The organism is Brevibacillus massiliensis, from assembly GCF_000311785.1.
Classification (GTDB): Bacteria; Bacillota; Bacilli; order Brevibacillales; family Brevibacillaceae; genus Brevibacillus_C; species Brevibacillus_C massiliensis.
This window is the reverse complement of record NZ_HE978542.1, coordinates 217348-242235: the sequence shown is the minus strand read 5'-3', so window position 1 is coordinate 242235 and position 24888 is coordinate 217348. Positions and strand designations below refer to the sequence as shown.

General features: G+C 54.6%; 26 protein-coding genes. 20 read left to right on the top strand and 6 right to left on the bottom strand.

Going from position 1 to position 24888, the window contains the following annotated elements; genetic code table 11:
* The first annotated feature begins 434 nt into the window (after positions 1 to 434).
* The 7 genes from HGBM_RS16730 (at position 435) to cimA (ending at position 6993) form a co-directional block, all read left to right on the top strand.
* A complete protein-coding gene (locus HGBM_RS16730) occupies positions 435 to 641 on the top strand; it encodes a cold shock domain-containing protein (protein ID WP_019122241.1) in 207 nt (68 codons plus the stop codon).
* A gap of 199 nt (positions 642 to 840) precedes the next feature.
* Positions 841 to 1290, top strand: coding sequence for an S-layer homology domain-containing protein (locus HGBM_RS16725; protein ID WP_026074483.1), 450 nt, complete (start codon positions 841 to 843; stop codon positions 1288 to 1290).
* Positions 1287 to 2210 (top strand): hypothetical protein, encoded by a 924-nt coding sequence (locus HGBM_RS16720; protein WP_019122239.1) that lies wholly within the window; start codon positions 1287 to 1289, stop codon positions 2208 to 2210. Before HGBM_RS16725 ends, HGBM_RS16720 begins: the two co-directional genes overlap by 4 nt.
* Positions 2211 to 2235: 25 nt before the next feature.
* Complete coding sequence (locus HGBM_RS16715) at positions 2236 to 2970, top strand: GLUG motif-containing protein (RefSeq protein ID WP_019122238.1); 735 nt, start codon at positions 2236 to 2238, stop codon at positions 2968 to 2970.
* A gap of 134 nt (positions 2971 to 3104) precedes the next feature.
* The gene (locus HGBM_RS16710; RefSeq protein ID WP_019122237.1) at positions 3105 to 4301 is read left to right on the top strand and encodes a M20 metallopeptidase family protein; all 1197 of its coding nucleotides are present in this window, start codon (positions 3105 to 3107) and stop codon (positions 4299 to 4301) included.
* Positions 4302 to 4403: 102 nt separating this feature from the next.
* Positions 4404 to 5237: an alpha/beta hydrolase gene (locus HGBM_RS16705; protein WP_019122236.1), complete on the top strand. Its 834-nt coding sequence runs from the start codon at positions 4404 to 4406 to the stop codon at positions 5235 to 5237.
* Positions 5238 to 5367: 130 nt separating this feature from the next.
* Entirely contained in the window at positions 5368 to 6993 is a 1626-nt protein-coding gene (gene cimA / locus HGBM_RS16700) for a citramalate synthase (RefSeq protein WP_026074482.1), read from the top strand.
* A 54-nt stretch (positions 6994 to 7047) separates the two neighbouring features.
* On the opposite strand, the gene HGBM_RS16695 is transcribed toward cimA, so the two are convergent.
* Positions 7048 to 7278 carry a DUF1128 domain-containing protein gene (locus HGBM_RS16695; protein WP_019122234.1) on the bottom strand — a complete coding sequence of 77 codons (231 nt, stop codon included), beginning with the start codon at positions 7276 to 7278 and terminating at the stop codon, positions 7048 to 7050.
* A 39-nt stretch (positions 7279 to 7317) separates the two neighbouring features.
* Positions 7318 to 7908: a TetR/AcrR family transcriptional regulator gene (locus tag HGBM_RS16690; protein ID WP_019122233.1), complete on the bottom strand. Its 591-nt coding sequence runs from the start codon at positions 7906 to 7908 to the stop codon at positions 7318 to 7320.
* Positions 7909 to 8153: 245 nt separating this feature from the next.
* On the opposite strand from HGBM_RS16690, the gene HGBM_RS16685 reads away from it, so the two are divergent.
* From HGBM_RS16685 to HGBM_RS16625, 12 genes are all read left to right on the top strand, one after another.
* Positions 8154 to 8633 (top strand): N-acetyltransferase, encoded by a 480-nt coding sequence (locus tag HGBM_RS16685; RefSeq protein ID WP_019122232.1) that lies wholly within the window; start codon positions 8154 to 8156, stop codon positions 8631 to 8633.
* A 140-nt stretch (positions 8634 to 8773) separates the two neighbouring features.
* Positions 8774 to 10867 carry a methyl-accepting chemotaxis protein gene (locus HGBM_RS16680; RefSeq protein WP_019122231.1) on the top strand — a complete coding sequence of 698 codons (2094 nt, stop codon included), beginning with the start codon at positions 8774 to 8776 and terminating at the stop codon, positions 10865 to 10867.
* A gap of 138 nt (positions 10868 to 11005) precedes the next feature.
* A complete protein-coding gene (locus HGBM_RS16675; RefSeq protein WP_019122230.1) occupies positions 11006 to 11848 on the top strand; it encodes an ABC transporter ATP-binding protein in 843 nt (280 codons plus the stop codon).
* On the top strand, positions 11781 to 12563 hold the full coding sequence (locus HGBM_RS16670) for an ABC transporter permease (protein WP_026074481.1): 783 nt from the start codon (positions 11781 to 11783) through the stop codon (positions 12561 to 12563). Before HGBM_RS16675 ends, HGBM_RS16670 begins: the two co-directional genes overlap by 68 nt.
* 34 nt (positions 12564 to 12597) lie before the next feature.
* On the top strand, positions 12598 to 13608 hold the full coding sequence (locus tag HGBM_RS16665; protein WP_019122228.1) for an aliphatic sulfonate ABC transporter substrate-binding protein: 1011 nt from the start codon (positions 12598 to 12600) through the stop codon (positions 13606 to 13608).
* 178 nt (positions 13609 to 13786) lie between these two features.
* Positions 13787 to 15163, top strand: coding sequence for an MFS transporter (locus HGBM_RS16660; protein WP_019122227.1), 1377 nt, complete (start codon positions 13787 to 13789; stop codon positions 15161 to 15163).
* Between the two features lie 116 nt (positions 15164 to 15279).
* Positions 15280 to 16026: a GTP pyrophosphokinase gene (locus HGBM_RS16655; RefSeq protein WP_019122226.1), complete on the top strand. Its 747-nt coding sequence runs from the start codon at positions 15280 to 15282 to the stop codon at positions 16024 to 16026.
* Positions 16013 to 17449 carry a dipeptidase PepV gene (gene pepV, locus HGBM_RS16650; RefSeq protein WP_026074480.1) on the top strand — a complete coding sequence of 479 codons (1437 nt, stop codon included), beginning with the start codon at positions 16013 to 16015 and terminating at the stop codon, positions 17447 to 17449. Before HGBM_RS16655 ends, pepV begins: the two co-directional genes overlap by 14 nt.
* Before the next feature lie 25 nt (positions 17450 to 17474).
* Complete coding sequence (locus HGBM_RS16645; protein WP_019122224.1) at positions 17475 to 18875, top strand: DEAD/DEAH box helicase; 1401 nt, start codon at positions 17475 to 17477, stop codon at positions 18873 to 18875.
* 45 nt (positions 18876 to 18920) lie between these two features.
* The gene (locus HGBM_RS16640; protein WP_019122223.1) at positions 18921 to 19583 is read left to right on the top strand and encodes an MOSC domain-containing protein; all 663 of its coding nucleotides are present in this window, start codon (positions 18921 to 18923) and stop codon (positions 19581 to 19583) included.
* A gap of 35 nt (positions 19584 to 19618) precedes the next feature.
* Positions 19619 to 20050 (top strand): hypothetical protein, encoded by a 432-nt coding sequence (locus tag HGBM_RS16635; RefSeq protein ID WP_147512908.1) that lies wholly within the window; start codon positions 19619 to 19621, stop codon positions 20048 to 20050.
* 208 nt (positions 20051 to 20258) lie between these two features.
* Positions 20259 to 20441, top strand: a complete 183-nt coding sequence (locus HGBM_RS16625) for a hypothetical protein (protein WP_019122220.1) — start codon at positions 20259 to 20261, stop codon at positions 20439 to 20441.
* 78 nt (positions 20442 to 20519) lie between these two features.
* Here the strand turns inward: HGBM_RS16625 and HGBM_RS30430 are convergent, their stop codons facing one another.
* The 4 genes from HGBM_RS30430 to HGBM_RS16605 form a co-directional block, all read right to left on the bottom strand.
* The gene (locus HGBM_RS30430) at positions 20520 to 20717 is read right to left on the bottom strand and encodes a hypothetical protein (protein ID WP_019122219.1); all 198 of its coding nucleotides are present in this window, start codon (positions 20715 to 20717) and stop codon (positions 20520 to 20522) included.
* Between the two features lie 72 nt (positions 20718 to 20789).
* Positions 20790 to 21590, bottom strand: coding sequence for an ABC transporter ATP-binding protein (locus HGBM_RS16615; protein WP_019122218.1), 801 nt, complete (start codon positions 21588 to 21590; stop codon positions 20790 to 20792).
* 20 nt (positions 21591 to 21610) lie between these two features.
* Positions 21611 to 22648 carry a FecCD family ABC transporter permease gene (locus HGBM_RS16610; RefSeq protein WP_019122217.1) on the bottom strand — a complete coding sequence of 346 codons (1038 nt, stop codon included), beginning with the start codon at positions 22646 to 22648 and terminating at the stop codon, positions 21611 to 21613.
* Positions 22645 to 23655: a FecCD family ABC transporter permease gene (locus tag HGBM_RS16605; protein WP_019122216.1), complete on the bottom strand. Its 1011-nt coding sequence runs from the start codon at positions 23653 to 23655 to the stop codon at positions 22645 to 22647. Before HGBM_RS16605 ends, HGBM_RS16610 begins: the two co-directional genes overlap by 4 nt.
* A gap of 194 nt (positions 23656 to 23849) precedes the next feature.
* On the opposite strand from HGBM_RS16605, the gene HGBM_RS16600 reads away from it, so the two are divergent.
* Positions 23850 to 24851, top strand: coding sequence for an ABC transporter substrate-binding protein (locus HGBM_RS16600; RefSeq protein ID WP_019122215.1), 1002 nt, complete (start codon positions 23850 to 23852; stop codon positions 24849 to 24851).
* Positions 24852 to 24888 lie beyond the last annotated feature (37 nt).

The window sequence follows — 24888 nt, the reverse complement described above, 5'->3', positions numbered from 1 at the left end:
CCTGGCCGCAGCCAGGAAGAGCGTTTTGTGTTGAAGCGATAAAAAACGTGGTGTTATCTGCTTAAAAAACAATGGTTAGTTTTCACTCATAGCAACAATTACCAGCAGAATAAACAACACCAGAACGATGAGAAAATCATCGAAGCCTTCGAAAAATCCCATGATGGCTCCCCCCCTTCTGTGCTTTCTTTACATTCTATGGGATTGAAACAAACCGGTTCTCAGCGGGATACCTATTTCAAAGAAGAATGGGCCAACCTGAACGGGAGCCGACGAAAACCCGTCCCGGTTTCACATTCGCCTCCGTTCGACTGCAGTAAGCTTGCGCCGTTTCAAAAATTGCGGTTATTCCGCCCGGAGCGAGTTCACCTTGGGGACTGTGTGCATAGGATAAACAAAAGCATAATTGCTCGAATGCAAGGGAGGAACAAGGGATGTACGGTAAAGTAAAATGGTTCAACAAGGAGAAGGGCTACGGGTTTATTGAAAAAGCGGACGGCGGTGACGTATTCGTCCATTTCACCGGGATTGTCGTCAGCGGTTTTCTCAATCTCGAGGAAGGCGAGATGGTGACGTTTGACATTGTCGATGGGCAGCGCGGACCGCAAGCGGCCAACGTCGTCAAACAAGGGGGAAAATAACAGCGAACCATGAGGCCGGAACTGTCCAGTTCCGGTTTTTTTACCACGCCTCCGTCCGGCTGCAGGTGTGTCAACATAACGGATAAGAGGCGATTTTTTTAAGACGGTTCGTGATATAATAAACGTATTGTTTTTTGGTATTTTTTTGAATTATAAAAGAGTTTTGTCCTGGTTTTTGGCGGTCCTTATGGTATGCTCAATGATTCCACTGCAGGTTGCGGAGTCCGCAGAACATTCTAGCGCGGAACTGGAACATCATTGGGCGAAGCAAGTGATTGAGCGCTGGTTGGACAAGGGACTAATAAAAGGGTACAGCGACGGCACCATCCTTCCGGACAACCCGATCACCCGAGCGGAGATGGTTGCGCTCATCAATCGGGCAGTAGGTTTCAGCGAGCAGGCGGCCGCACATTTTTTTGATGTACATACGACAGACTGGTTTGCCCGGGAGATTGCCGTCGCGACGGCAGCAAGATACGTCAACGGCTATGGAGACGGGACGTTTTTGCCCAATCATCCGATTACGCGTCAAGAGGTAGCCGTAATGGTTGTGCGACAGGGCAGGCGTCGTGGAGTACCGGGGATGCGGCGATCGCAACGGTCCAAAACGGACTGGTCACGGCCAAGGGTGACGGCAGTACGAAGGTGAGTGCCGCATACAGTGGTTTTACCGTTGAGATTCCGGTGACCGTTCGTATCGAACCAGAGGTGACTGGCGCCTATCGGGTTGAAGCGTTGACAGAAAACGGCACTCCCAAAGCCGGAGAAGAAAGCGCGGTCACATTGCTCGTAAGGAAATCGGATGGCAGCTTGGACGCGAACTTCGCCGGAAAGAAAAAAGTCAATGTCAGCGGCTACAGCGCTGCGCCGGTCGGCACTAGCGGAAGCTTTGCCGGTACGGATCTGACCGAGGGTTCGACAGAAGTCGTTGTAACGTTTACAGCCGGGGAAGCAGCATCGCAGCTTGTCCTGCACCGCGCGGCACCGCAAACCTTGACATTTAGCGTGGATGGAGTCGCTAACCCGGACGTGTCACTTGGTGTAACGCCTTCGCATGCTGCGGCTTCGCAGTTGAACATCGCTGCTCAACCCAGCGCCATGGTGGCCGACGGGAAAGCTTTTAAGGTACAGCCGGTGATTCAAATTGTGGACAGCTACAAAAATCTCGCAGCTGATTCAACAGTCCAGGTCACAGCCGCCTTAGCGCCATCGGAGACGGGGAACGCTTCGTTGACAGGAACCGCTGTGGTGAATGCCAACGGCGGGATTGCCCAATTTACGGACCTGGTTTTATCGGGCGCAGGCGCAGTTGTGCAGCTTTCGTTTACGGCTGACGGATTGACGCCGGCAGTCAACGAGCCGATTACGGTAGTCGGAGATTTTGCGGGCGGGAGCGGAACACAAGCCGATCCATATAGGATCAAGTCGGCTGGGCAGTTAGACAAGGTGAGAAATTACCTGTCCGCCTATTTTGTCCTGGAGGAAGACATCGACCTCGGTCAGTACAACGCCGGATCGGGCTGGCAGCCGATCGGGAACCTCGGAAAAAGCGTTTACCGGAACGTTTGACGGGCAAGGACATGCAATCACCGGATTGAAGATTGATCTGCCGAGTACAAGCAGCGTTGGATTGTTCGGCTTTATCGACGGTGATGCTAGCATCAGCAATATCAGGCTGGTCGATGCAGATGTAACAGGCTACTCCAACGCCGGAACGCTGGTGGGCTGTATGCAGGGAGGAACCGTTGCAGCTGCATACGCCCAAGGGAAAGTGAACAACAGTGAATTCTATGCGGGAGGTCTCATCGGCAGAATGGATGGCGGAACACTGAGACGCTCGTATGCCAATGCCCAGGTTAATGGAAAGTGGAGCACCGGTGGGCTGGTTGGAGTAAACGCGGGAACGATCGAGCAATCATACGCTGCAGGGACTGCTGATTCCAATGCGGCGAACTTGGGCGGCCTGGCCGGTGAAAATTCCGGTACGATCCGGCAATCGTATGCACTGACTGACGTTACGGGCGGAACCGTAAATGTTGGCGGACTTGTGGGTGAAAACAAGGGAAGTATCGAAGAATCGTATGCCGCCGGAAAAGTCAACAGCGGCGCAGAGGCCATAGGAGGCTTGATCGGTACGAATACCGCTGCGGTGTCAAAATCGTATTATGACAGCGAAAAAACAGGACAACATGACACAGATAAAGGGGAGTCGCTGACAACAGCACAGATGAAGCAGCAAGCTTCATTTGACGGCTGCGACTTTGACTCCGTCTGGACAATCGCAGAAGGCAGCGAGTACCCAACCTTGAAATGGCAAACAGGACCTTAGGGTTGACGGCCAAAACTGCGGGGCTTGACTTAAGACAGCCCCGCACAAGGATATTTTCCATAGGAATTTTGGTGAAATCTGCTTCTATTCTGATAAGATAAAAAGGCGAGAGAAAACAGAAAGGGGCAACAGCGATGGAAAACAAGCTTCACGAGCGGTTGGGCCAGCTGCTGAAACAGCGGGAAGAACAGGTAATTAGCTGGCGCCGCCATTTGCACCAGTATCCTGAGCTGTCTTTTCAAGAGGAGAAGACACCGGCAATGATTGCCGAGATCCTGCGGGGATATAATCTGGATCAGATCCGCACGGGCGTCGGCGGCAGGGGAGTTGTGGGGCTGTTGAAGGGCGGAAAACCGGGGCCGACTGTCGCCATCCGGGCTGATTTTGACGCACTGCCGATTCAAGATCAAAAGGATGTCCCCTATAAATCGCGGGTGCCGGGCGTGATGCACGCGTGCGGTCACGATGCCCACACCTCCGGACTGTTGGGGCTGGCTGGCGTGCTGGCCGAGCACCGTGATGAGATTCCGGGGAATATCGCCTTTGTCTTTCAGCACGCGGAAGAAGAGAATCCCGGCGGAGCGATTGCGATGGTGGAAGACGGAGCACTGGATGGAGTGGACGCGATCTTCGGCGCCCATCTGTGGTCGTCATGCCCGGTCGGCCATGTCTGGATCGCGCCTGGCCCGATCATGGCCAACGTCGACGACTTTGCGATTGAGATACAGGGCAGAGGCGGACATGGCGCCGTTCCGCAGGAGACGGTCGACTCGATTGTGATCGGTTCGCAGATCGTCGCCAACCTGCAGACGATTGCCAGCCGCAATATCAGTCCGATTGACAGCGTAGTCGTCACGGTTGGCACATTTAACGCCGGCGACAACAACAACGTCATCGCCGACTCCTGCCGGATGACCGGGACTGTCCGCTCTTTTTCACCAGAGGTGCGGGACCGCGCGGAACAGCGGCTGAAAGAGATCGTCGAAGGCACGGCAGCCATGCTGGGCGGAACGGCCAAAGTGGAGTACAGCCGCGGTTATCCGGCTGTCGTCAATACCCCGGCCGAAGCGGAAATGGTTCGCACCGCGGCAATTGCCGTTTGCGGCGAGCAGCGGGTAGAGTGGATGACCCCGACGATGGGAGGAGAGGATTTCTCCTACTATCTGGAGAAGGTACCGGGTGCGTTTGTCTTTATCGGGGCGGGAAATCCCGAGGTAGGTGCTTCCTATCCGCATCACCATCCCCGTTTTGACATCGACGAGCGGGCGATGCTGATCAGTGCGGAGGTGCTGGGGCGAAGCGCGCTTCTGTATATGGAGCAGCAGAAATAACTTGCCGGACGAAGAGCGAAAGCGGACGCTTTCGCTTTTCCGATTGGACGCGGGACGGCGAAAAACCGTATAATCGAAAAAAAGGCGAAGGGTGGTTGGAGTGTGATCCATTCGTTTGAAATTCCCTTGGAGGATCAATTGGTCATTCGCGGCGATGTGCACGTTCAGGAAGATGGCGGCGAGGCATTGCCCGTGCTGTTTTTTTGCCACGGGTTTAAGGGATTTAAGGACTGGGGAAGCTTTCCGTATGCGGCGGAGGAATTGTCCAAGCGCGGGATTGCCGTCATTCGCTTCAACTTCTCCTGCAACGGCGTAGGCAAGAGTCTGACAGAATTTGACGAACTGGAAAAGTTTGCGGTGAACACGTATGAGCGGGAAGTAGCTGATCTTCAAGCGCTGCTCGCCGCATTGCACGAGGGGCGGCTGCCGGCCGTGTCCCGTATGAACCGGGAGAAGCTGTTCGTCCTGGGACACAGCAAGGGCGGCGGTGACGCGATTTTATTCGGGGCGCACAATCCGGCTGTGACCGGCTTGATTACCTGGAACGGGATTGCCAGTGTCGACTTGTTTGATGCCGCCCTGCGGGAACAGATCAAAGCGGAGGGTGTGGGGTATATCGCCAACGCCCGAACCGGACAGCAAATGCCCATTTCCCGCGTGGTGATCGATGACGTGGACCAGCACCTTCAGGAGTACGATCTGCTGGCCAAGGTAGCTGATATGCCGCAGCCCCTGTTGATCGTACAGGGCGACAAGGACTACGCCCGGCTGGTGAATGGTGCCAGGAAGCTTCATCAGGCGGCTGCTCACGGCAGGCTCCACTGGATTCGCGGCGGAGATCACACCTGGAATACCAAGCATCCGTTTGCCGGCACCAGCCCGCAGTTGGAGGAAGCGATCGAAGTGACTGCCGGATTTGTTCACCAAAACGTCTAATCGGTTTTCGGGAAAGAGCGGTTCACGCTCTTTTTTTGCGGGATAAGCTGTGTTATACTGAAAGTTAATATGCCGAATAGCTAGATAATTGCAGAAATTGATTGACGACAGGAGTTTGGAGATGGAAACCATGAAAGAGCAGAAAATTTGTCTGTACGACACGACTTTGCGCGACGGAACACAGGGAGAAGGCATCAGCCTGTCCGTAGAAGACAAACTGAAAATTGCCAAACAATTGGACCAATTCGGCGTCCCTTTTATCGAAGGCGGTTGGCCGGGAAGCAATCCAAAGGATATGGCGTTTTTTGAGAGGGTAAAACAGATCCCTTTGCAGCATTCGCGAATCACGGCATTTGGCAGCACCTGCCGGCCGGGAGTTGCCGCAGCGGAGGACGACAACCTGAAGGCGATCTTGGCGAGCGGTGTGAGTGCGGCTGCGATTTTTGGCAAGTCGTGGGACTTGCATGTGACTGAGGCGCTGAAGACGACCCTGGAAGAAAACCTGCGGATGATCGCGGATTCCGTTCAATACTTAAAGCAAAACGGACTCACCGTTATCTTTGACGCGGAGCATTTTTTTGACGGCTACAAACACAACCCGGACTACGCGATGAGCGTGCTGAAAACGGCGGAAGCGGCCGGAGCCGACTGGCTGGTGCTGTGTGACACGAACGGCGGCAGTCTGCCCCAGGAGATATTCGAAGTGGTCAGCAAAGTACGGGACAGCCTGCAAGCGCCGATCGGGATACACGCCCACAACGACGGCGAACTGGCAGTCGCCAACTCCCTGGCAGCGGTCCAGGCCGGAGCGACCCAGGTGCAGGGCACGTTTAACGGGATCGGGGAGCGGTGCGGCAACGCCAACCTGGTCTCGGTGATCCCCAATCTGCAGTTGAAGCTGGGATATCGCTGTGTGGAGCCGGAGCAGATGAGCCAGCTGACCAAAGTGGCCCGCTACGTTGCGGAGATCGCCAATCTGGTGCTGCCGACCAATCAGCCGTTCGTCGGCAACAGCGCCTTTGCCCATAAAGGCGGCATTCACGTCAGTGCCGTATTGAAAGACCCGCAGACGTATGAGCACATCGAACCGGAACTGATCGGCAACCGCCGCCGCGTGCTCGTCTCGGAACTGTCCGGCCAAAGCAATTTGATTGCCAAGGTGGACGAGTGGAACATCTCGCTGGATCGGAACAAGCCCGAGGCAAAGGAGGTCATTCGCCAGATCAAGGAACGGGAATTCCAGGGCTACCAGTACGAAGGGGCGGAAGCATCCCTGTCGCTCCTGCTGTTGGAGGCGTCTGGACAAACCCGGGAGCTGTTTACCGTCGAATCGTTTAAAATCTGGATGGAAAAGCAGACGGGACACTCGATCTCTTCGGAGGCGATGGTCAAGCTGCGGGTCAACGGCCAGCTGGTGCACACCGCGGCTGAGGGGAACGGTCCGGTCAACGCGCTCGACAATGCGCTGCGCAAAGCGCTGGAGGATTACTTCCCGTCCCTTGCCGAGATGCATTTGGCTGACTACAAAGTCCGCGTGCTGGATGAAAATGGGGCGACGGCGGCCAAGGTTCGCGTTCTCGTCGAGTCGGTTCGCGGCGGAGAGCGGTGGAGCACCGTCGGCGTCTCAACCAACGTCATCGAAGCGAGCTGGGAAGCGCTGATCGACAGTATCCGCTACCTGCTTTGGAAGGAAGGGTATGAAGTGCCCGAGCAGGAGGTTCACGCTGAACAGCGCGAGGGAATCGTCAATCACTAAATCCGCAGGAACATCAGAAGAGGCCGTCCCGGCTTGTGCGGGACGACCTCTTTTTTACGCCTGCTTGCGCATGGCACCCAGCTCTTCGACGATTGCCGTCATTTCGTTAATGCTGAAATGGCTCTTTTTTTGCACCATGTTGTACAGGTAGAGCAAATCGTCGTAGCCGGACAGGTCGAAGTCCTCGGGGCGCATCACCGACGCGTTGGCCATGTTGAGCTTGGCTTTAATGCCCTCAACGATGATGGCCAGGTTTTCCATCGTGGGTTCTTTTAAATCTGCCATGCGTTCGTTCTCCTCTCACTTTTGAAAATGGGGCTGGTTTTACAAGTCAAGGCCTTCAAATACAATGGAGACCTTTTCCTCCATGATTTCCTCCAAAGCCCATGCTCCGTCGCTTTGCACCCAATCGTACAAGGCGTTGTAGTAAATGTTCTCCAGCATGTTGGCGGCGACCAACGGGTTAAATTTGGCCTTGAGCCGTTTCTTCTCCTGGGCTTCTTCGATCAGGTCGGCAAACAGTTCCCGCAGCTCGAAGTAAATGTTTTTCTCGGACTCCTTCACTTTGCGGTGCTTCATGGAGGACTCGATCTGCACCTTGATTAGATCAAAGTTCCGCACGTTTACCTCGTTTAAGATCTTGTAGATGCGCAGCACTTTTTGCTTGCAGCTCTCCCCGAAATCCCATTCCTCGCGCCGCCGTTCAATTTCCCGAATCCGCTCGTAGCCCCAACTGGCAAGGATCGCTTCTTTGGAAGTGAAATGCAGGAAGATCGTACCGCGTGCGACATCAGCGCGCTCGGAGATCATGTCGATCGTGGTTGCCTCAAATCCGTGTTCTTTGTACAAGCTGATCGCGGCGTCAAAAATCCGTTGTCGCGTTTCCTTTTTCTTTCGTTCCCTGCGGGTAGTCAAGGCACACACCTCCATTCATACATTATAGCATATCCAACCGGAGGAGAAATGGCGCTGTCCGATAAGAATGCTGCGGCCAGTGCCAGGACACGTTACGGCCATCTTCCATCGCAGCACGCTCGGTAGGGGGCCGGGGAAATTGTACAAATTCTGATCGGCCAAAAAAGTGCTAGACGAGACAAGCTTGCGTATGTATATTTATATATTATGCCGAATAAATATTCAGATAGGTGGAGGGTTTGTCGATGAACACAACCAGCGCACTGACCGTTCGTCGTGCGACAACGAGAGACATTGACCAGATGCTTTCGATCATTAATGAATACGCCCGCCAAGGGTTAATGCTGCCGCGGACCAAAATATCTGTGCTGGAAAACCTCCAGTCATTTCTCGTCGCTTATGACCAAGACAAGGTGGTCGGGGTTGCCGGATTGCATATACTGTGGGATGATTTAGCGGAAATCCGTTCACTGGCCATCTCCGAATCGGCAAAAGGTCTGGGAGTAGGCAAGCGGCTCGTCTTGTCATTGGTCGATGAATGCAAGAATTTGGGAGTAAAGCGTGTGTTGGCGCTGACCTACCAAAAGGAATTTTTTGAGAAGTGCGGCTTTTATGTGGTCGCAAAAGAAACGCTGCCGCAAAAAGTGTGGAAGGACTGCATCAATTGCTCCAAGCTGCCCTGCTGCGACGAAATCGCCATGATCCGTGAGTCCTACACAGAATAGGTTTTTTCGTGTTCCTCCAGGAGAAAAGCATTGACATAGCCGAAAAAATACCCTAACTTTTGGTATAGTTTAAAATGTTTTGTCTAGTCAGAAAGTTGAGGGGGATTTTTTCGCACTTCGGAAACGGAGGGGGCTATGTGATGAAAATGGGAGCGCGTCTACTGATTATCCTTCTGTTGGTCGGAATTGTTCCGCTAACAGCGGCAGGTGTGTTTTCGTATCTGCAGACAAAGAATGAGCTATTGAAAGAGAGCAGCGAAAAATTGGAGGCGCTGCGAAACAGTCGCAAGGAACAGGTAGAAACGTATTTTAGGGAACGGTCCAACAACCTGGAGATGTTCACCGGATCTGGCTCCGTCATCGCCGCCCTGCAGGCGTTTGAACAAGTGTGGCAGCAGGGTGTGGCTTCTGGAGCATACGAAGATGTCGAAACGGTCTACGGGAAAGAGTTTAAGATGTTTTTGACCCGCTTTGGTTTTACCAACTTGTACCTGATTGACGAATTTGGCAATCTCACGTATGAGGCTTACCCCCAGGATGACTTTGGCACCAATCTTTTTTCCGGTGCGTATAAAGATTCTGTTCTGGGACAAATTGCCCAAAAAGCGGCAAAAGGGCTGAGCAACGAAATGACCGATGTCAGCCGTTATGAGGCGTCGGGCGGTCAACCGGGCATCTTTATGTCCTCGCCGATCTTTGACAGAGGGAGAATGATCGGCCAGCTGGTGACGGAAGTGCCTCTGCAGGAATTGACCAACCTGTTGAACCAACGGGCCGGACTGGGAGAGACGGGCAAGATCTACCTGATCGGACAAGACAAGACCCTTCGCAGCGGACTGGACCATTTCGGGGGTTCGAGCGGTTTGCTGACACTGCGGGTCGACACCCCTGTCGCCGAGCGGGCGCTGAATCCAGAGCAGCAGCCGGCCACTGTGGAATCAGTCGATTTTCGAGGCGAGCCGGTGATCGTCTCGTACGCTCCACTCAAAGTGGGGAAAGAGAATTGGGCGATCCTGGCCGAGGCGGACATGAGCGAGATCATGAGCGGACCCAATCAAATTCGCAATGCGATCCTGCTGTTTAACGGTGGCGTGCTGGTCGTTGTTCTGGTGATCGCCGCCTGGACGGCCAGGCAAATTCGCCAGCCGATGGGACGCATGGCCGAGGCGACCAGACGGATCGGAACAGGCGATTTCCTCGTCACCTTCGATGCGGCCGATCTGCGGCGCAAGGATGAGATTGGCGAAGTGGTGCGCTCTCTGCAGCAGATGCGGGCCCAACTGACCGAGATCCTGATGCAGGTTCAGGAAGTCTCCGTCTCCGTCTTTGGCTCTACCCGCGATATCAGCGGCAATGCGGCCGATATCTCCGCATCGACAGAGCAGATGGTGCAGATCGTGGAGTCGGTCGTGAAGACAGCCGACCAGCAGGTCGTCAAGATGGGTGAGACCCTGACGTTGGCCGAAGACTTGTCGGCGGGAGTCCAGCAGGTCAATCAAAATGCTTCGGATGTCGCCCAGTCAGCCGCGAGCATGAAGCAGGATTCTCAGGCGGGACGGACGGCGATTCAGGCCGTTGTCCGTGAAATGCAGGAAATTGACAGTGCCGTCAAACAGGCTGGCGAGGTGATCCAGGCGTTGGCGATGCGCTCCGACGATATTAGCTCGATTACCCAGGTCATCGCTCAGATCGCTTCACAGACCAATCTTTTGGCGCTCAATGCGGCCATCGAGGCAGCCCGTGCCGGTGAACAGGGCAGGGGGTTTGCCGTGGTCGCGGGAGAGGTGAGGAAGCTGTCCGAGCAGACGAATCAGGCTGTCGACCAGATCGCCGCCATGATCTCGGAAGTCCAGCAGGGAATGGTTCAGGCAGTGGAGCAGATGGAACGGGGATGCTCCAAGGTCGCCGTAGGACTAAACACTGCGCGGCACTCCGGGGAGTTGTTTTCACGTATAGAGGAGAGCATCGGCCTGGTCACAAACGGCATCGAAGGAGTCAGCAGGGCGGTTGAACGAATGAACGCCAGTGCATTGGAAGTGGTCTCCTTCGCCAAGGAGGTGTCGGCGGCTTCGACAGAGGCTTCGGCCGGCATGCAGAACATATCCGCGGCAATCGAAGAACAGAATGTGGCGATGGGCTTGATTGCCCGTTCTACGGAAGAGGTCGTGAGGCTGGCGAAGGCGCTGCGGGATTCCGTATCCCGATTCAGCCTGGCCGAGCGGGTAAACGAATAGGAGAGGGACCGGATTTCCGGTCTCTTTTTTTATTGGAAAGGTAATAAAAAAGCCATTGACAGATCAAAGGGAATCTACAATAATAATCCCTATAATTCCAACTTGTTAACTTGGATAAAGTCGTAGGGGGAGACAGTCATGCAAGTCGAACTTCAGCAGGTGAACAAGCTGTTTCAAAAAGAGAATGGTCAATCCTTACAAGTTCTGGAGAACATCAATTTGACGATACAGCAGGGTGAATTTCTCTCGTTGATAGGTCCCTCCGGCTGTGGAAAATCAACCATTCTGCACATCATTGCGGGTTTGGAGTTTCCCAGTGAAGGGCAGCTGCTGATCAATGGACAGCAGGTCAAGGGGCCAGGGCCGGATCGCATTGTCGTGTTTCAAGAATCTGGTTTATTTCCCTGGATGAATGTATTGGAAAACGTGATGTACGGCCTGTTGTTGAAAAAAATGAAGCGGAAAGAAGCGGAAGAAAAAGCGATGGATGCCCTGCGAATGGTTCATCTCGGCCGGTTCAGCAAGGCGTTTCCACACGAATTGTCCGGAGGAATGAAACAGCGGGTGGCAATTGCCCGGGCTCTGGTGATGGATCCGGATATCCTGCTGATGGATGAACCCTTTGCGGCTCTGGACGAACAGACGCGCATGGTTCTCCACTACGAGTTGCAGGAAATTTGGCAAAAGACGAAAAAGACGGTGGTTTTTATCACCCACAATATCCGTGAAGCGGTGATGCTGTCACAGCGGATCGTGCTGATGGGCACCCGCCCGGGGATCTTGAAGAAAGAGTTTTTGGTTGAGGCAGCGTTTCCGCGCGACCCGTCGGACAGTGTGCTGGTCCATTTGGAAAAACGGATTCTCGCCAGTCTGGAGCAAGAAATGGAGAAAGTGTTGAAGGAGGAAATGGGTGATGATTACCGTCTTCAGAAGGATGCTCATGTTAGCGATCCTCTTTATCATCTGGGAAGCGATATCTAAATCCGGCCTGTTTCCCACGATTATGTGGCCGCCGCTTCTGTTCTCAAGCCATGGGGAAGCAACGGTGCTGGGGACGTTGTTTCAAGGGATCGCCGACGGACGGATCCTGGAAGCTACCGGGAGAACGCTGTCCCGGTTGGCGCTTGGTTTTGTCATTGCGATCACCGTCGGGCTGACGCTTGGTTACCTGATCGCTCGCTTCAAGTGGGTAGATGACACCTTGGGGTTTCTCGTGACGGCATTGCAGTCCGTGCCAAGTATCGTCTGGCTGCCGCTTGCCATCGTGTGGTTTGGCTTGGGCGAAACGGCGATTCTGTTTATCGTGACGATCGGTGCGACCTGGACGATGACGGTATCCGCCAGCACGGGTTTTAAAAATGTGCCGGGACTTTTTCTGCGAGTCGCGAAAACGATGGGATCAAGCGGGTTCCATCTGCTGCGCACCGTGATTTTGCCCGCTTCGGTGCCCCATTTGATCTCCGGATTGCGCGTGGCTTGGGCGTTCGCCTGGAGGGCGCTGATGGCAGGTGAATTGGTTGGCGCAAGCGGCGGCCTGGGACACTTGTTGGAAATGGGGCGTGCGCTTCAGTCCATGGACCTCGTCTTGTCGGTCATGATCATTATCGGCGTGATCGGTACGATTATAGACAATCAAGTGTTTATGCGAATGGAGCGATCCGTGATGAAAAAATGGGGGATCTCCGCGCAGCTGTAAAGAGCTATCGAACAAAACAGGGGGAGAAATTGCAATGAAAAAACATCTCGGCAAAGCATTTTTGAGTCTGATCGCGACTGCCAGTTTGCTGGTTGCGGGCTGCGGAGGGGGTAAAGAGACGGCAGGAAAGCCGGCAGATACAGTGAAATTGGGGTATTTTCCTAATTTGACCCACATGGCCGCAATTGTCGGACTGGAAAAGGGATTTTTTCAAGAGGAGTTAGGCGACCAAATCACCTTAAAGACGCAAACCTTTCCGAACGGCGGTTTGTTCATGGAGGCCATGTCAACCGGACAAATTGACTTTGGCTACGTCGGACCGGGACCTGCGATGAACAACTACTTGAAAAATCCGGCTCATCAACTCCTGGCCGGTGCGGTAAACGGCGGTGCAGTCCTGGAAGTGCGGGGCGATGCCGGCATCAATACGCTCACGGATCTTGACGGCAAACGGGTGGCGATTCCGGTGATCGGCTCCACCCAGGACATCATGCTGCGCAAGGCATTAAAAGACGTCGGTCTTAACGTCAAGGGCAGCGGCGGCACAGTTGAAATGCTGGCACAGGCACCTGCCGACACGGCTACGCTGTTTCTGCAAAAGAACGTGGACGCGGCAGCGACGCAAGAGCCGTGGGGCGTTAACCTGGAGGAAAAGGCAGGCGCCAAGCTGCTGCTGAACTGGGATCAATTTGCTTGGGGCAAAGAATCGACAAACACCGTGGTGGTGGGGACCAAATCGTTTACCGAGGCCAACCCGGAGTTAACCAAAAAATTGCTGAAAGCACATGTGCGGGCAGTGGAATTTATCAAGCAGCATCCGGACGAGGCGGTGCAGCTGTTGATTAAACACATTAAGGACCTGACCGGAAAGGAATTGAAAAAGTCCGAAATCAAGGCGGCGATGGAGCGCAGCACAGCCACTTACGAGGTAAACGAACAGGTCTTGAAAGAGATGGCTGCGATCAGCAAAGAAGCGGGCTACACATCCTCAGACAACATTGACGGATTCGTCAATTTGTCCTTCTTGCAGGATGCACTCAAGTAAGTAGATATAAATCCGACTGGCTTTAAGCTTATAGAAACAGTGCCTAACGGTACGGGGTCTATAAGCTTTTTTACTGGGATCCTCCCATTGAAGCGGCAATGGAAGGAAGCACTTCTGCATTTGACAACAGAGGTGTAACGGAGTATTTTGTTTTCAGAAATATCAAAATAATATCTGGATGAGCAAAGCTGTCTTCACCACAGGAATGATCGGCGGTGACAAAATGAACGATAAAATCGTAATGCCAGTGTGGTCGATTGGGGCGTTTTTGGTACTGATGAACACGACAATGTTCAATGTAGCCATCCCCAGCATCATTCAGGAACTCCAGATAACAGCGGGACCCGGATCCTGGATTGTTTCAGGATATTCGATCGTCTTCGCCTTGTCAACGATGATATACAGTCGATTGTCTGACTTTATTCCCATCCGGACGCTTTTATCCGTCGGTCTTGGTCTGCTGGGAATCTCATCGATTCTCGGGTATATCGCGCATCATTTTGACATACTCCTGGCAGCCCGATTGCTGCAGGCCAGCGGTGCCGGTTCCGTACCAGGCCTTGGGATGGTTCTTGCCAGACGTTACGTGCCGTATGAGCGCCGCGGCAGAGCCGTTTCAATGATTGCATCCGGGGTTGCGCTCGCGTTTGGACTGGGTCCGGTGGTTGGCGGAACAATCACGGAATTCATCGGTTGGAACGGACTCTTTCTCGTCACGTGTCTGGTTTTTCCATTGGCACCCATTCTGTGGAAGCTGCTGCCCAAAGAATCCCGAAGAGAGGTCCGATTCGATATCCTCGGGGCAGCTTTGACTGCGGTTGTGACGGGGAGCTTGTTAGTCGCCGTGCAGCAGAAGTCTGCCGTGTTATTACTCGTCAGCTTGCTTTCGTTGACTTGCAGTATATGGCATTTTCGCAGAGTAAAAGAACCATTTTTACAGCCTGTTTTATTTCGCAATTCCGGCTATCGAAAATTACTGTTCATTGCATTCTGTGCATTTGTGTTGAATATGTCGATGCTTTTTCTGATGCCTCTCGCATTGGCTGGGATATTCCATAAGGAAGCGGCGGCGATTGGCATTGTGCTTTTCCCCGGCGCGATGCTATCCGCCCTTTTGGCAAGATTGTTCGGCCATTGGATTGATCGATATGGAAATTACCCGTTCCTGTTGTGTGGGCACATTTTGCTGGCAGTTGTCATGGTCGTCTTAAGCTTGTTTATTCACGTGTCTGCCTGCGTGATTTTAGTCGGGTATTTGATTTATGCGCCGTCTTTTTCCGCCGTCACCTCTGCTCTGTCGAATGAAGTGTCGCGTATATTGCCAAAAGAACTGATCGGATCCGGCATTGGGCTGACGCAGTTAAGTCAATTTATAGGCGGTACTTTTGCGGTCGCTGCGTGCGGAATTTTACTCGTTGGGCTGGGCAGTCAACCGCTTGTCAGCTCTTTTCAGTACATCTGCCTGCTGCTTCTTCCAGTGGCGCTGGGTTCGCTGTTCATGTACATATGGTATGTAAAAAAAGAGGGTGGGCGTCAAAATACGCTATCCTTCTAAAGGACTGTCAGGCTGTCTTTCCCTGGCAGTTTTTCTTCTGTTCAGTTGCTTTCACAGGATATTGTCCAAAAGATGTATAATGATATAGATATAGTCTCTTCCGGAGGGAAAAGGTCGTGGAGAAAATCGACTGGGATTTGTACCTTCTGCCGTACGGGCAAGCGGTTGAAGAGTTAAAAGTAAAGCTGAAAAACATCCGCAATGAGTGGAAAAAAAGAAATGAGCATTCCCCGATCGAGTTTGTCATGGGCAGAGTCAAGTCCGTGAACAGCATATACAGCAAGGCTGCCCGCATGGGGGTTGCAATCGATGAAAACGTCGGCTGGCAATTGCTCGATCTGGCCGGGATCCGCATCATATGCCAGTTTCTCGACGATATCTCCAAGGTGGTCAAGATGCTGCGGCAGCGCCAGGACATGCGGATTCGGCAGGAGAAGGATTACGTCACACAGCCGAAACCGAGCGGGTACCGCGGATATCATCTGGTCGTGGAATATCCGCTGATGACCTCGCGCGGACAGGTAACGATACCGGTGGAAATTCAGATTCGCACCTTGGGCATGAACTTTTGGGCGACGATTGAACACTCGTTGAACTACAAATACGAAGGCATCATCCCGACCAACATCCGGCAGCGCCTCATCGAAGCCGCCAAAGCTTCCAACACATTGGATTATGAAATGAACAACATCCGGGAGGAGATCAAAGAGGCCCAACTGATTTTCACCCGGAAAAAAGCCGCCCCTGCCGAAGCGGCCGGTGTGGTTGAACTGGATTTGGATGCAGACGATGAATACGACGAATCCGTCAGCATTGAAGACAGGAAAGGGGGTGAAGGGCGAGATGACGATGAAACCCATTGACTGGATGGATGAAGTACATAAGCGAAAAGAAGAACTGATCGCCGCCGTACAGGGGTTTTTGCAGATAAAAAGCGTGCTTGATCCGGCCACGGCCCGCCCCGGTGCTCCGTTTGGCGAGGGGATCGCTCGAACGTTGGCATACGCTCTCCAATTGTGTGCCGATGCCGGCATGGAGGTCAAGAACGTGGACGGTTACGCGGCACATGCCCAGTTCGGACAGGGGGAGGAACTGATCGGCGTGCTGAGTCACGTTGACGTCGTACCCGAGGGAGACGGCTGGTCGACGCCGCCGTACGCGGCCGAGATCGTCGACGGAAAGATCGTCGCTCGCGGCGCGATTGACGACAAGGGACCGACGATGGCGGCGATCTTTGCCGCAAAGATCGTCAAAGAGTCCGGGCTTGCGCTCGGCAAACGGGTCCGGCTCATTTTTGGGACAGATGAGGAGACGTCCTGGCGCTGTCTGGAGCGCTACTTCAAAACGGAAGAGATGCCGACGATGGGGTTTTCTCCGGATGCCGACTTCCCTTTGATCTACGCGGAAAAGGGCATGACGGATTTGATCTTCCGTCAGACGAAGCAGGCCTTCGCCGCGCAGGGGCTTTTTCCTGCCGTCGAAACTGATGCGACGCTGCTTAGCTTGGAAGCAGGGCTTCGCGTGAACATGGTGCCCGACCGCGGTCAAGCGATTTTGCGGCCTGCGGGCAAAACGGCAGAAGAGCTGGCTGACGCTTACCGTCGCTATCTTCGGGACACGGGGCGGACGGGTGACGTGACAATTGCGGACGATCAGGTAGTGCTGTCGATGCAGGGGGTCTCGGCTCACGGAATGGATCCTGAGAAGGGGATCAACGCCGGAACCGAGCTGATCCGCTTTTTGGCGACGCTTCAGCTTGACGACAGGGCCCGTCAGCTTGTACGCTTTACTGATACATACCTGTACCGGCAGCATTACGGCAAAGCACTGGGCATTGACCATGACGATGCGGAAATGGGGCCCTTGACGCTGAATACCGGGGTGATCCGCTACGACTGCGAGGGCGACATCGAATTCAACGTCAACATTCGCTATCCGCATTCCCATCCGTATGCAAGCTGGGAACCCAAGCTGCTCCTGCATCTGCAGGAAGCAGCGCTGGTGCTGGAGGTCAAGGAGAATATGCCGCCGCATCGGGTCGATCCAAAGCATCCCCTGGTGACGACGCTGCAGCGTGTCTACACGCAGCAGACGGGTCAGGAAGCCAGGATCATTGCCATAGGCGGGGCTACCTACGCGCGGGCCCTCGATGTGGGGGTGGCGTTTGGTCCGCTGTTCCCGGGCCGAGCCGACAGCGCTCATCAGCGGGACGAACACATCTTTATCGACGATTTGCTGCGGGCGACAGTTTTATACGCGCAGGCAATCTACGAACTGGCGAAATAGAGAATACCGGAGGGAAGTGGACAACATGCAAAAGACATTCGCATCACTGGGATTGCGTGCGGAGATCCTGCAGGGAATCAAAGACCTTTACTATAAACAGCCGACCGAAATTCAGGCCGAGACCATTCCGCTGATCTTGTCCGGCAAGGACGTGATCGGCCAGGCTCAGACAGGTACGGGGAAAACAGCGGCCTTTGTCCTGCCGATCCTCCAGCGACTGGATCAGCAAAAGCGGGACATTCAGGCGCTGATCCTTACCCCGACGCGGGAGCTTTCCATCCAGATCGAAGCGGAGATCGAAAAGCTGGGCAAGCACCTGGACGTCAAGGTGCTGTCGCTGCACGGCGGAACCGACATTGAACGGCAGATCAACAAGCTGGAGCGTTCCGTCCAGATCGTAGTCGGGACGCCGGGCCGGGTGCTGGATCATTTGAACCGCGGCACCCTCCACTTCGGCCGGATCTCCACGCTGGTGCTGGACGAAGCAGACAAGATGCTGGAGATGGGCTTTCTGGAGGATGTGGACAGAATTATCGCGTCGACGCCGCAGCACAGGCAGATCCTGCTGTTTTCGGCGACGATGCCGGATCAGGTCAAACAGCTTGCCCACCGCTACATGGATCAGCCGCCGCACGTCAAGATCGAACAAAAACAGAAGACCGTGGCAACGATTGAGCAGGAATACTACGTTGTCAACCAGACGGAAAAAATGGACGCCCTGCTGGATTTGATCGAGCAGTCAAAGCCGTATCTGGCGATTATTTTTGCCAATACACAGCAGCGTGTCCAGGTGCTGACTGCCCGGCTGCAAGAGCAGGGATACGATGCCGAGGCCTTGTACGGCGACCTGTCGCAGAACAAGCGGGAACAGTTGATGGAGCGCTTTCGCCAGATCAAATTTCAGTATCTGGTGGCGACGGACATTGCCGCGCGCGGCCTCGACGTGGAGGGAGTCACCCACGTGTTCAACTACGACATTCCGTCTGACGTGGAAAGCTACATCCACCGCGTCGGCCGCACCGGTCGGGCGGGGCAGAGAGGTACAGCCATCTCGCTGGTCTCCCCGCGGCAGAAAAGCATCATGGCCCGCTTCGCCAAAGGCACCAAAACGGAAATCGAGGAGAAGCTGTTGATTCCGGGACGCCACATGGATCAGGGGCGCAAACAGCGTGCTGCCGAACGGGAAGCTCACTTCGCGCAATTGCGTGAACAGAAGAAGCGGGAGGAGACGACAGCCAAACGGAAAAAACTGGCTCCACTGGAGCAGGCGTTAAAGAAAAACAAGAAGGTAAAGCCGGGATACAAAAAAAAGCTGGCGCGAGAGGTCGAACAGTTCCAGAAGCAGTATGATCAGAAGAAGAAGCGGGAGGCCCTCAAAGCGGCCCGCAAGTCAGCCGGCAGCAGAAGCGGGCAGACCGGCCGGTAATGCAAGGCGGCCGCGTCAGCTTTTGCGCAAAAGGGGATAGGAGTCATGCAAGCAAAGACAATCAAGGTGGTATCGCTTCGTACAGGAAAGCCGCGGCAGGCGATGTACAGAGGAAAAGAGGTGGCGACCGCTATCTTTAAAGAACCGGTATCCGGGCCGGTTTTTCTCTCCCGGCTCAACTTTGCCGGTGACGAGCAGGCCGACAAGGTGAATCACGGCGGATTGGATAAAGCCGTTTGTGTGTACTCGCTGGATCGCTACCCGTACTTTGAAAAGGTGCTGGGACGCCGCTTGGACTGCGGCGCTTTCGGAGAGAATGTGACGGTCAGCGGGGTGGACGAGGAGGGCGTCTGCATCGGCGACGTGTTTCAATTGGGAGAGGCAGTCGTCCAGGTGAGCCAGCCCCGCAAGCCCTGTTTCAAGGTAGCGCTCAAATGGGATCTGCCCGACCTGCCGCTGCAGATGGAACAGACGGGGTACACCGGCTTTTATCTGCGGGTTTTGGCAGAAGGCTGGGTCGCCCCGGATAGCGAGCTGAAACTGCAGCAGCGCCAGCCCAAAGCGGTGACAATCGCCTTTCTCAACCACATCAGGTACCACGACAAGACAAACGGCGAGGCGATCAGACGGATTCTCGAGGTGGAAGAGCTGGCAGAGAGTTGGCGTACGGTGTTTGAAAAGCGCTTGGGCCAATTGGAAGAAGCGTGAAGCTGGCCGGCATGGTCTTTGGGGCGGGGCCTGCCGTGAAGGAATTGCAGTTAGGGGTTGCCACGGAGTGGAAGTCCTTTTTCAGCGACATCCTGCGCCAGGGAATCGTCTTGATCCCCGGCAGGGAAAAAGCCGTGGAAAATGAGCGCCTGGCTGCTTCCTACCAGGATTTTTCGGAATTTGTATCGGCTGTCACAGGCATGTTAAAGATCGAGCGGATACCAAATCTGCGAAACTTATTAGCGGAGATCCGCAGCAACCTAAAAGGCGGTGAAATTGCCCAGATGCTTGGCAGCTACACACAGATTGTACAGGGGCGGTTTCGGGACTGTTCGGCTGTCGTCCTGTTCAAACGCCGCGAGCAGTTCATGGTGTGCGAAGAAGCGGACGGGAGAACCTCCATCTGCAAAGGGGAGACCTTCGACCTGTTCAATCCGGACTCCTATGTCGCCGTCACCTCAACCTGAACGATCCGAATCCGCTGATTTTCTACAAGGAATCGAAGCAAATGCTGTATTTCACGTTGAAAGAGGGAGAATATGTTATTTCCTTCCAGTTCCCCTTGGATGGGGGCAGCTGGCTGCAAAAACTCAAAGGTTGTGAGGAGCATTTTTTTGCAAATGGAAATACATTGGTCATCCGCTACGTACAATCGGTTCTAAGGGGGCTGCAATGATGTCGAATGTCTATGTTGTCCAAAACGGCAAAGTGGAGCCTGCGAACGGATATATCGCCAAAGACGCCCTGCTGCTTTTTACCTCGAAAAAGAGCATCGATGACTTTATCAAACAAAAGCACGATACATTCAAGGAAAATCAGGCGATTATTTTAAAAGCCATCGAAGAATCGAAACAATAATAAAAAAGGCTTCTCTGGAAGAGAAGCCTTTGGTTCAGGGACCCTCTCACAGGGTCCCTTTTGCCGTGCAAGATTGGGTTAAGACGAATACGCGTGAATGAGCTGCCGAATCGATTGCTTCACGTCGCCGCATAAGCCTCCGTGATCAGGTTGGTGAGCGATGATTTCGATCTGCGGATACGCCCGCTTCAATGCAGCCATCGACGTGCCGTTTTTTGGAGTGAAGACGGACATCCCGGCTTCCCCGTTGGCGTGCCGCGAACGAAGCGAGCCCATTTTTTTCGGTTTCCCTGAGCAATGTTCTCCAACGTAAAAAAGGACGCGGGGCTTTTGAACCCCGCGCTGTTCTTATCCCTGCGCCTGAAGGCGGCATTTGCTGAAGGGAATGCACATCGGAGTGCCGTACAGCGGGTCGCGGGTGATTTGGCACTCCATGTGGAACACGCTGCGCACCAATTCTTCCGTCAACACTTCTTCCGGCCTTCCTTCGGCAGAGACGGTCTGACCGTGGACGGCAACGATGTGATGAGCGTAGCGGCAGGCCAGATTCAGATCGTGCAGGACCATGACGATGGTTCGCTGTTCGGTCTGGTTCAGTTCGTAGAGCAGGTCTAGAATCTCGATCTGATGCGACATGTCCAGATAGGTGGTCGGTTCGTCCAGCAGGATCGTATCCGTGCCCTGAGCCAGCGTCATTGCGATCCAGGCCCGCTGCCGCTGCCCGCCGGAGAGCGAGTCCACCGGATGGTCGGCCAGTTCGGTCAGCCGGGTCGCCTCCAGGGCTTTTGCCACCATCTGTTCGTCCTCCTTGGACCACTGCTTCAGCCAGCTTTGATACGGATAGCGACCTTGTTTGACCAATTGCAGGACGGTGAGCCCTTCCGGCGCGCTCGGCCCCTGCGGCAGTATGGCGAGCCGTTTGGCCACTTCCTTGGTGGAACGCTTGGCGATCGCTTCCCCGTCCAAGAGGATAACCCCTTCCTTCGGCTTCAACAACCGGGCCAGCGAGCGCAGCAGCGTCGATTTTCCGCAGCCGTTGCTGCCGATAAACACGGTTATCTTGCCGATGGGGATGTGCAGATCGAGCTCCTCGATAATATTCCGTTCTCCGTAGGACAGGGTTAACTGCCGGGTTTCCAAGGCGTGCATGGGGCCTGACTCCTTTCACTTTACCGATTGCGGTTTTTGTATAAGAGGTAGATGAAAAACGGCGCTCCTACGGCGGAGGTAAACACGCCGACAGGGACGTCAATCGGTGAAAACACCGTTCGTGCGATCAAGTCGGCCACCACCAGAATCAGCGCGCCGATACAGGCTGACAAAGGCAGGGCTGAGCCGAATGACGGCCCCGCCAACTGCTTGGCGATGTGCGGCGCCAACAGAGCGACGAAGCTGATCTCGCCGCCCACCGCCACCGCCGTTCCGGTCAGCGCGGCACATATGACCAGCAGGGCAAACCGGTCAAACTGAACGAGACTGCCCACACTGGTGGCTACTTCGTCCCCCAGCTGCTGGACGTTGACCCGCCGGGCCATCAGCGCCGCCAAGGCGATCAGGAGGATCGTCCACGGCGAGATGAGCCTGACATCGCCCCAGTCCACTCCGTAAATGCTGCCTGTCAGCCAAAGCGTGGCTTTATTTTGCAGGAGAAACGGGCTGAACGTGATCAAAACGGTAATCAACGCGTTGGTCGCAATTTTAATGCCTACGCCGATCAGCACCAGCCGCAGCGGAGGGACGCCCTTTTTCCAAGCCAGCGCGTACAGGACGAGCGTCGTCAGGGTGGCGCCCAAAAAGGCGATCGGAGGCAGCCATTGGATGCTGGCCGATTCAAAATACAGCAAAAAGGCGACAGCGGCCGCGGAAGCGCCTCCGGTAATGCCGAGAATGTCGGGAGCCGCCAACGGGTTTCCGACGATCCCTTGCAAAATCGCTCCCGCTGAAGCGAGCGCCGCTCCGACCAGTATGGCGACGATGACCCGGGGGAGGCGAAACTGCCCGACGATCAGGGCGTCCTGCTCCGTTCCCATCCCGAAAAACACCTTCAGGACGTTTAGCGGGTGAATTTTCATTTCGCCGATGCCCAGGCTGACGATTGCGGCAACGAGGATTAGCAGGACGAACAGGACGAGGTACAGCATGGTCTGTTTATGCAGGAGCAGCGAAAAGGATTCTTTGTTATTGCGCAGCGGCAGATATTTCTTCAATTCTTTCCAAGCCCCTTTCGTGCCACGTAGATGAAGAATGGGATGCCGATGAGTGCGGTCATCGCACCGACAGGCACTTCAGCGGGCTTGGCGATAAAGCGGGCGGCGATGTCCGCGGCAAGCAAGATGGCAGCACCGAGCACACCGCTGTAAACGAATACCCATGTCATCTCCCGACCGACCAGGTAACGGGCAAGGTGAGGCGTGATCAGCCCGACAAAGCCGATCGGTCCGGCTACGGCGACAGAACTGCCGGTGAGCAGGACGATGGCGGCGCCAGCTGCAAGTTTCACCAGCAAGGTACGCTGCCCCAGCCCTTTTGCCACATCATCGCCCATCAGCAAGGTCTGAATCGGCCTGGCGAGGAGAAAGGCTGCGACCCAGGCCGCGATCATGTAAGGGAAGACAGCCTGTAAAAACTCCAGTTTCCTTCCCCCCACCGAGCCTGACAGCCAGAACAGCACCTCATCCAGCGCTTTTTCGTTGAGAACGAGCATGCCGTGGCGGGCCGATCCGGAGAGCGCGGTGATGGCGGCTCCGGCTAGGGTAAGTTTTACCGGGGTCAGTCCGTCTCTGCCGAGCGAGCCGAGCAGGTAGACGACCAGTCCGCTGACGGCTGCCCCCAGAAACGCGAGCCAGGTAAACGATGTGAGCGAACTGATGCCGAAAAATGTCACGGCAATCACCACGAACAGGGCGGCGCCGGCGTTGAGGCCGAACAGTTCGGCGTCGGCTACCGGATTTCGCGTTAACGCTTGCAGGACGGCCCCGGCAAGCCCCAGACTGGCGCCCACAGCCAGGGCGTTAAGCACCCTCGGCACGCGCACTTCCTTTATGACGACATGTTCATTCGATCCGTTGTACTGTGTGTAAGCATCGATAACCGTCTGCCAGCTCGTGTCGATAATGCCGAAGACGAGGCTGGCGTAGCTTAAGTATAAAAGCAGAAGAAGGGCGGCAGCTAATCCTGCAACTCTTAGCGGGTTGTTGTTCAGCAGACTATTCATCATGATTTCATCCTTAGAGATAATTCGGTCACTTTGTTCCTACTTACCAAGTTTAGATGCTAAGTCAATTGATTGTCAATGATTTTGAGATTCATTATCATTTAATTGTTGACATTCGTCTGAACCTGATTGTAGGATAATGAGTGTTACTGAATATCATTCTCATTCTCATTATGAAAGGGGACTGTGAGATCATGTTCTCACGTACATATCACCTAAAGGCATTTTTGGGCCTGGCCATGGCGCTTTTCCTATTCGTTGCCGGCTGCGGCGGCGGCCAGCAGGCCGGAGGCCAGCCGGCAGGGCAGGCAGCGGAAAAACCGGCTGGCAGCGGAAGCGAAAGCGAGCAGTCATATACGATCAAACACGCGATGGGCGAGACTACCATCAAAGGCACGCCTGAGCGCGTGGTCGTGTTGACGGCACAGGGAGTGGAAACATTGGTTGCCCTGGGTGTAAAGCCGGTGGGCGCAGTCGGTTCATGGACAGACCCGACCACTTTTTACGATGTGGTAAAACCTGAGCTGGAAGGCACCCAGCTCCTCGGGACCGAGTCCCAGCCCAATCTGGAAGCGATTGCCGCTTTGAAGCCTGACCTGATCCTGGGCATGAAATTCCGCCACGAAAAAGTGTACCAGCAGCTCTCCGCCATCGCTCCCACCGTATTCGTCGAGGAGCCGCGCGGCGACTGGAAAGAAAACTTCATGCTGTACGCCGAAGCGGTGAACAAAAAGGCAGAGGGAGAAAAGATCCTCTCTGATTGGGACAAACGAATAGCCGAATTCAAGGAAAAAGTAGGCGACAAGCTGGGTACGCAGGTCTCTCTTGTCCGCTTTATGCCGGGAAAAGTGCGGATCTACTACAAGGACACGTTTGCTGGCTCCATTTTGAAAGACCTGGGCGTAGCGCGTCCAAAGTCACAAGACCTGGACAAATTTGCTGATGACGTGACCAAGGAACGCATACCGGAGATGGACGGCGACATCATGTTCTACTTCTCCTACGAGACCGGGGACGGGGAAGCGACCAAACTGGAGCAGGAGTGGACCGGTGAATCGCTGTGGAAAAACCTCAACGTGGTAAAAAACAACAGGGCATTTAAAGTGGATGACGCAGTCTGGAACACGTCGGGCGGGGTCATCAGCGCGAACAAAATGGTAGACGAGTTGGAAAAATACCTCCTGGAAATGAAATAGACGAAAAAAGAGACGAAAACACCTCTCCCATCTTCGT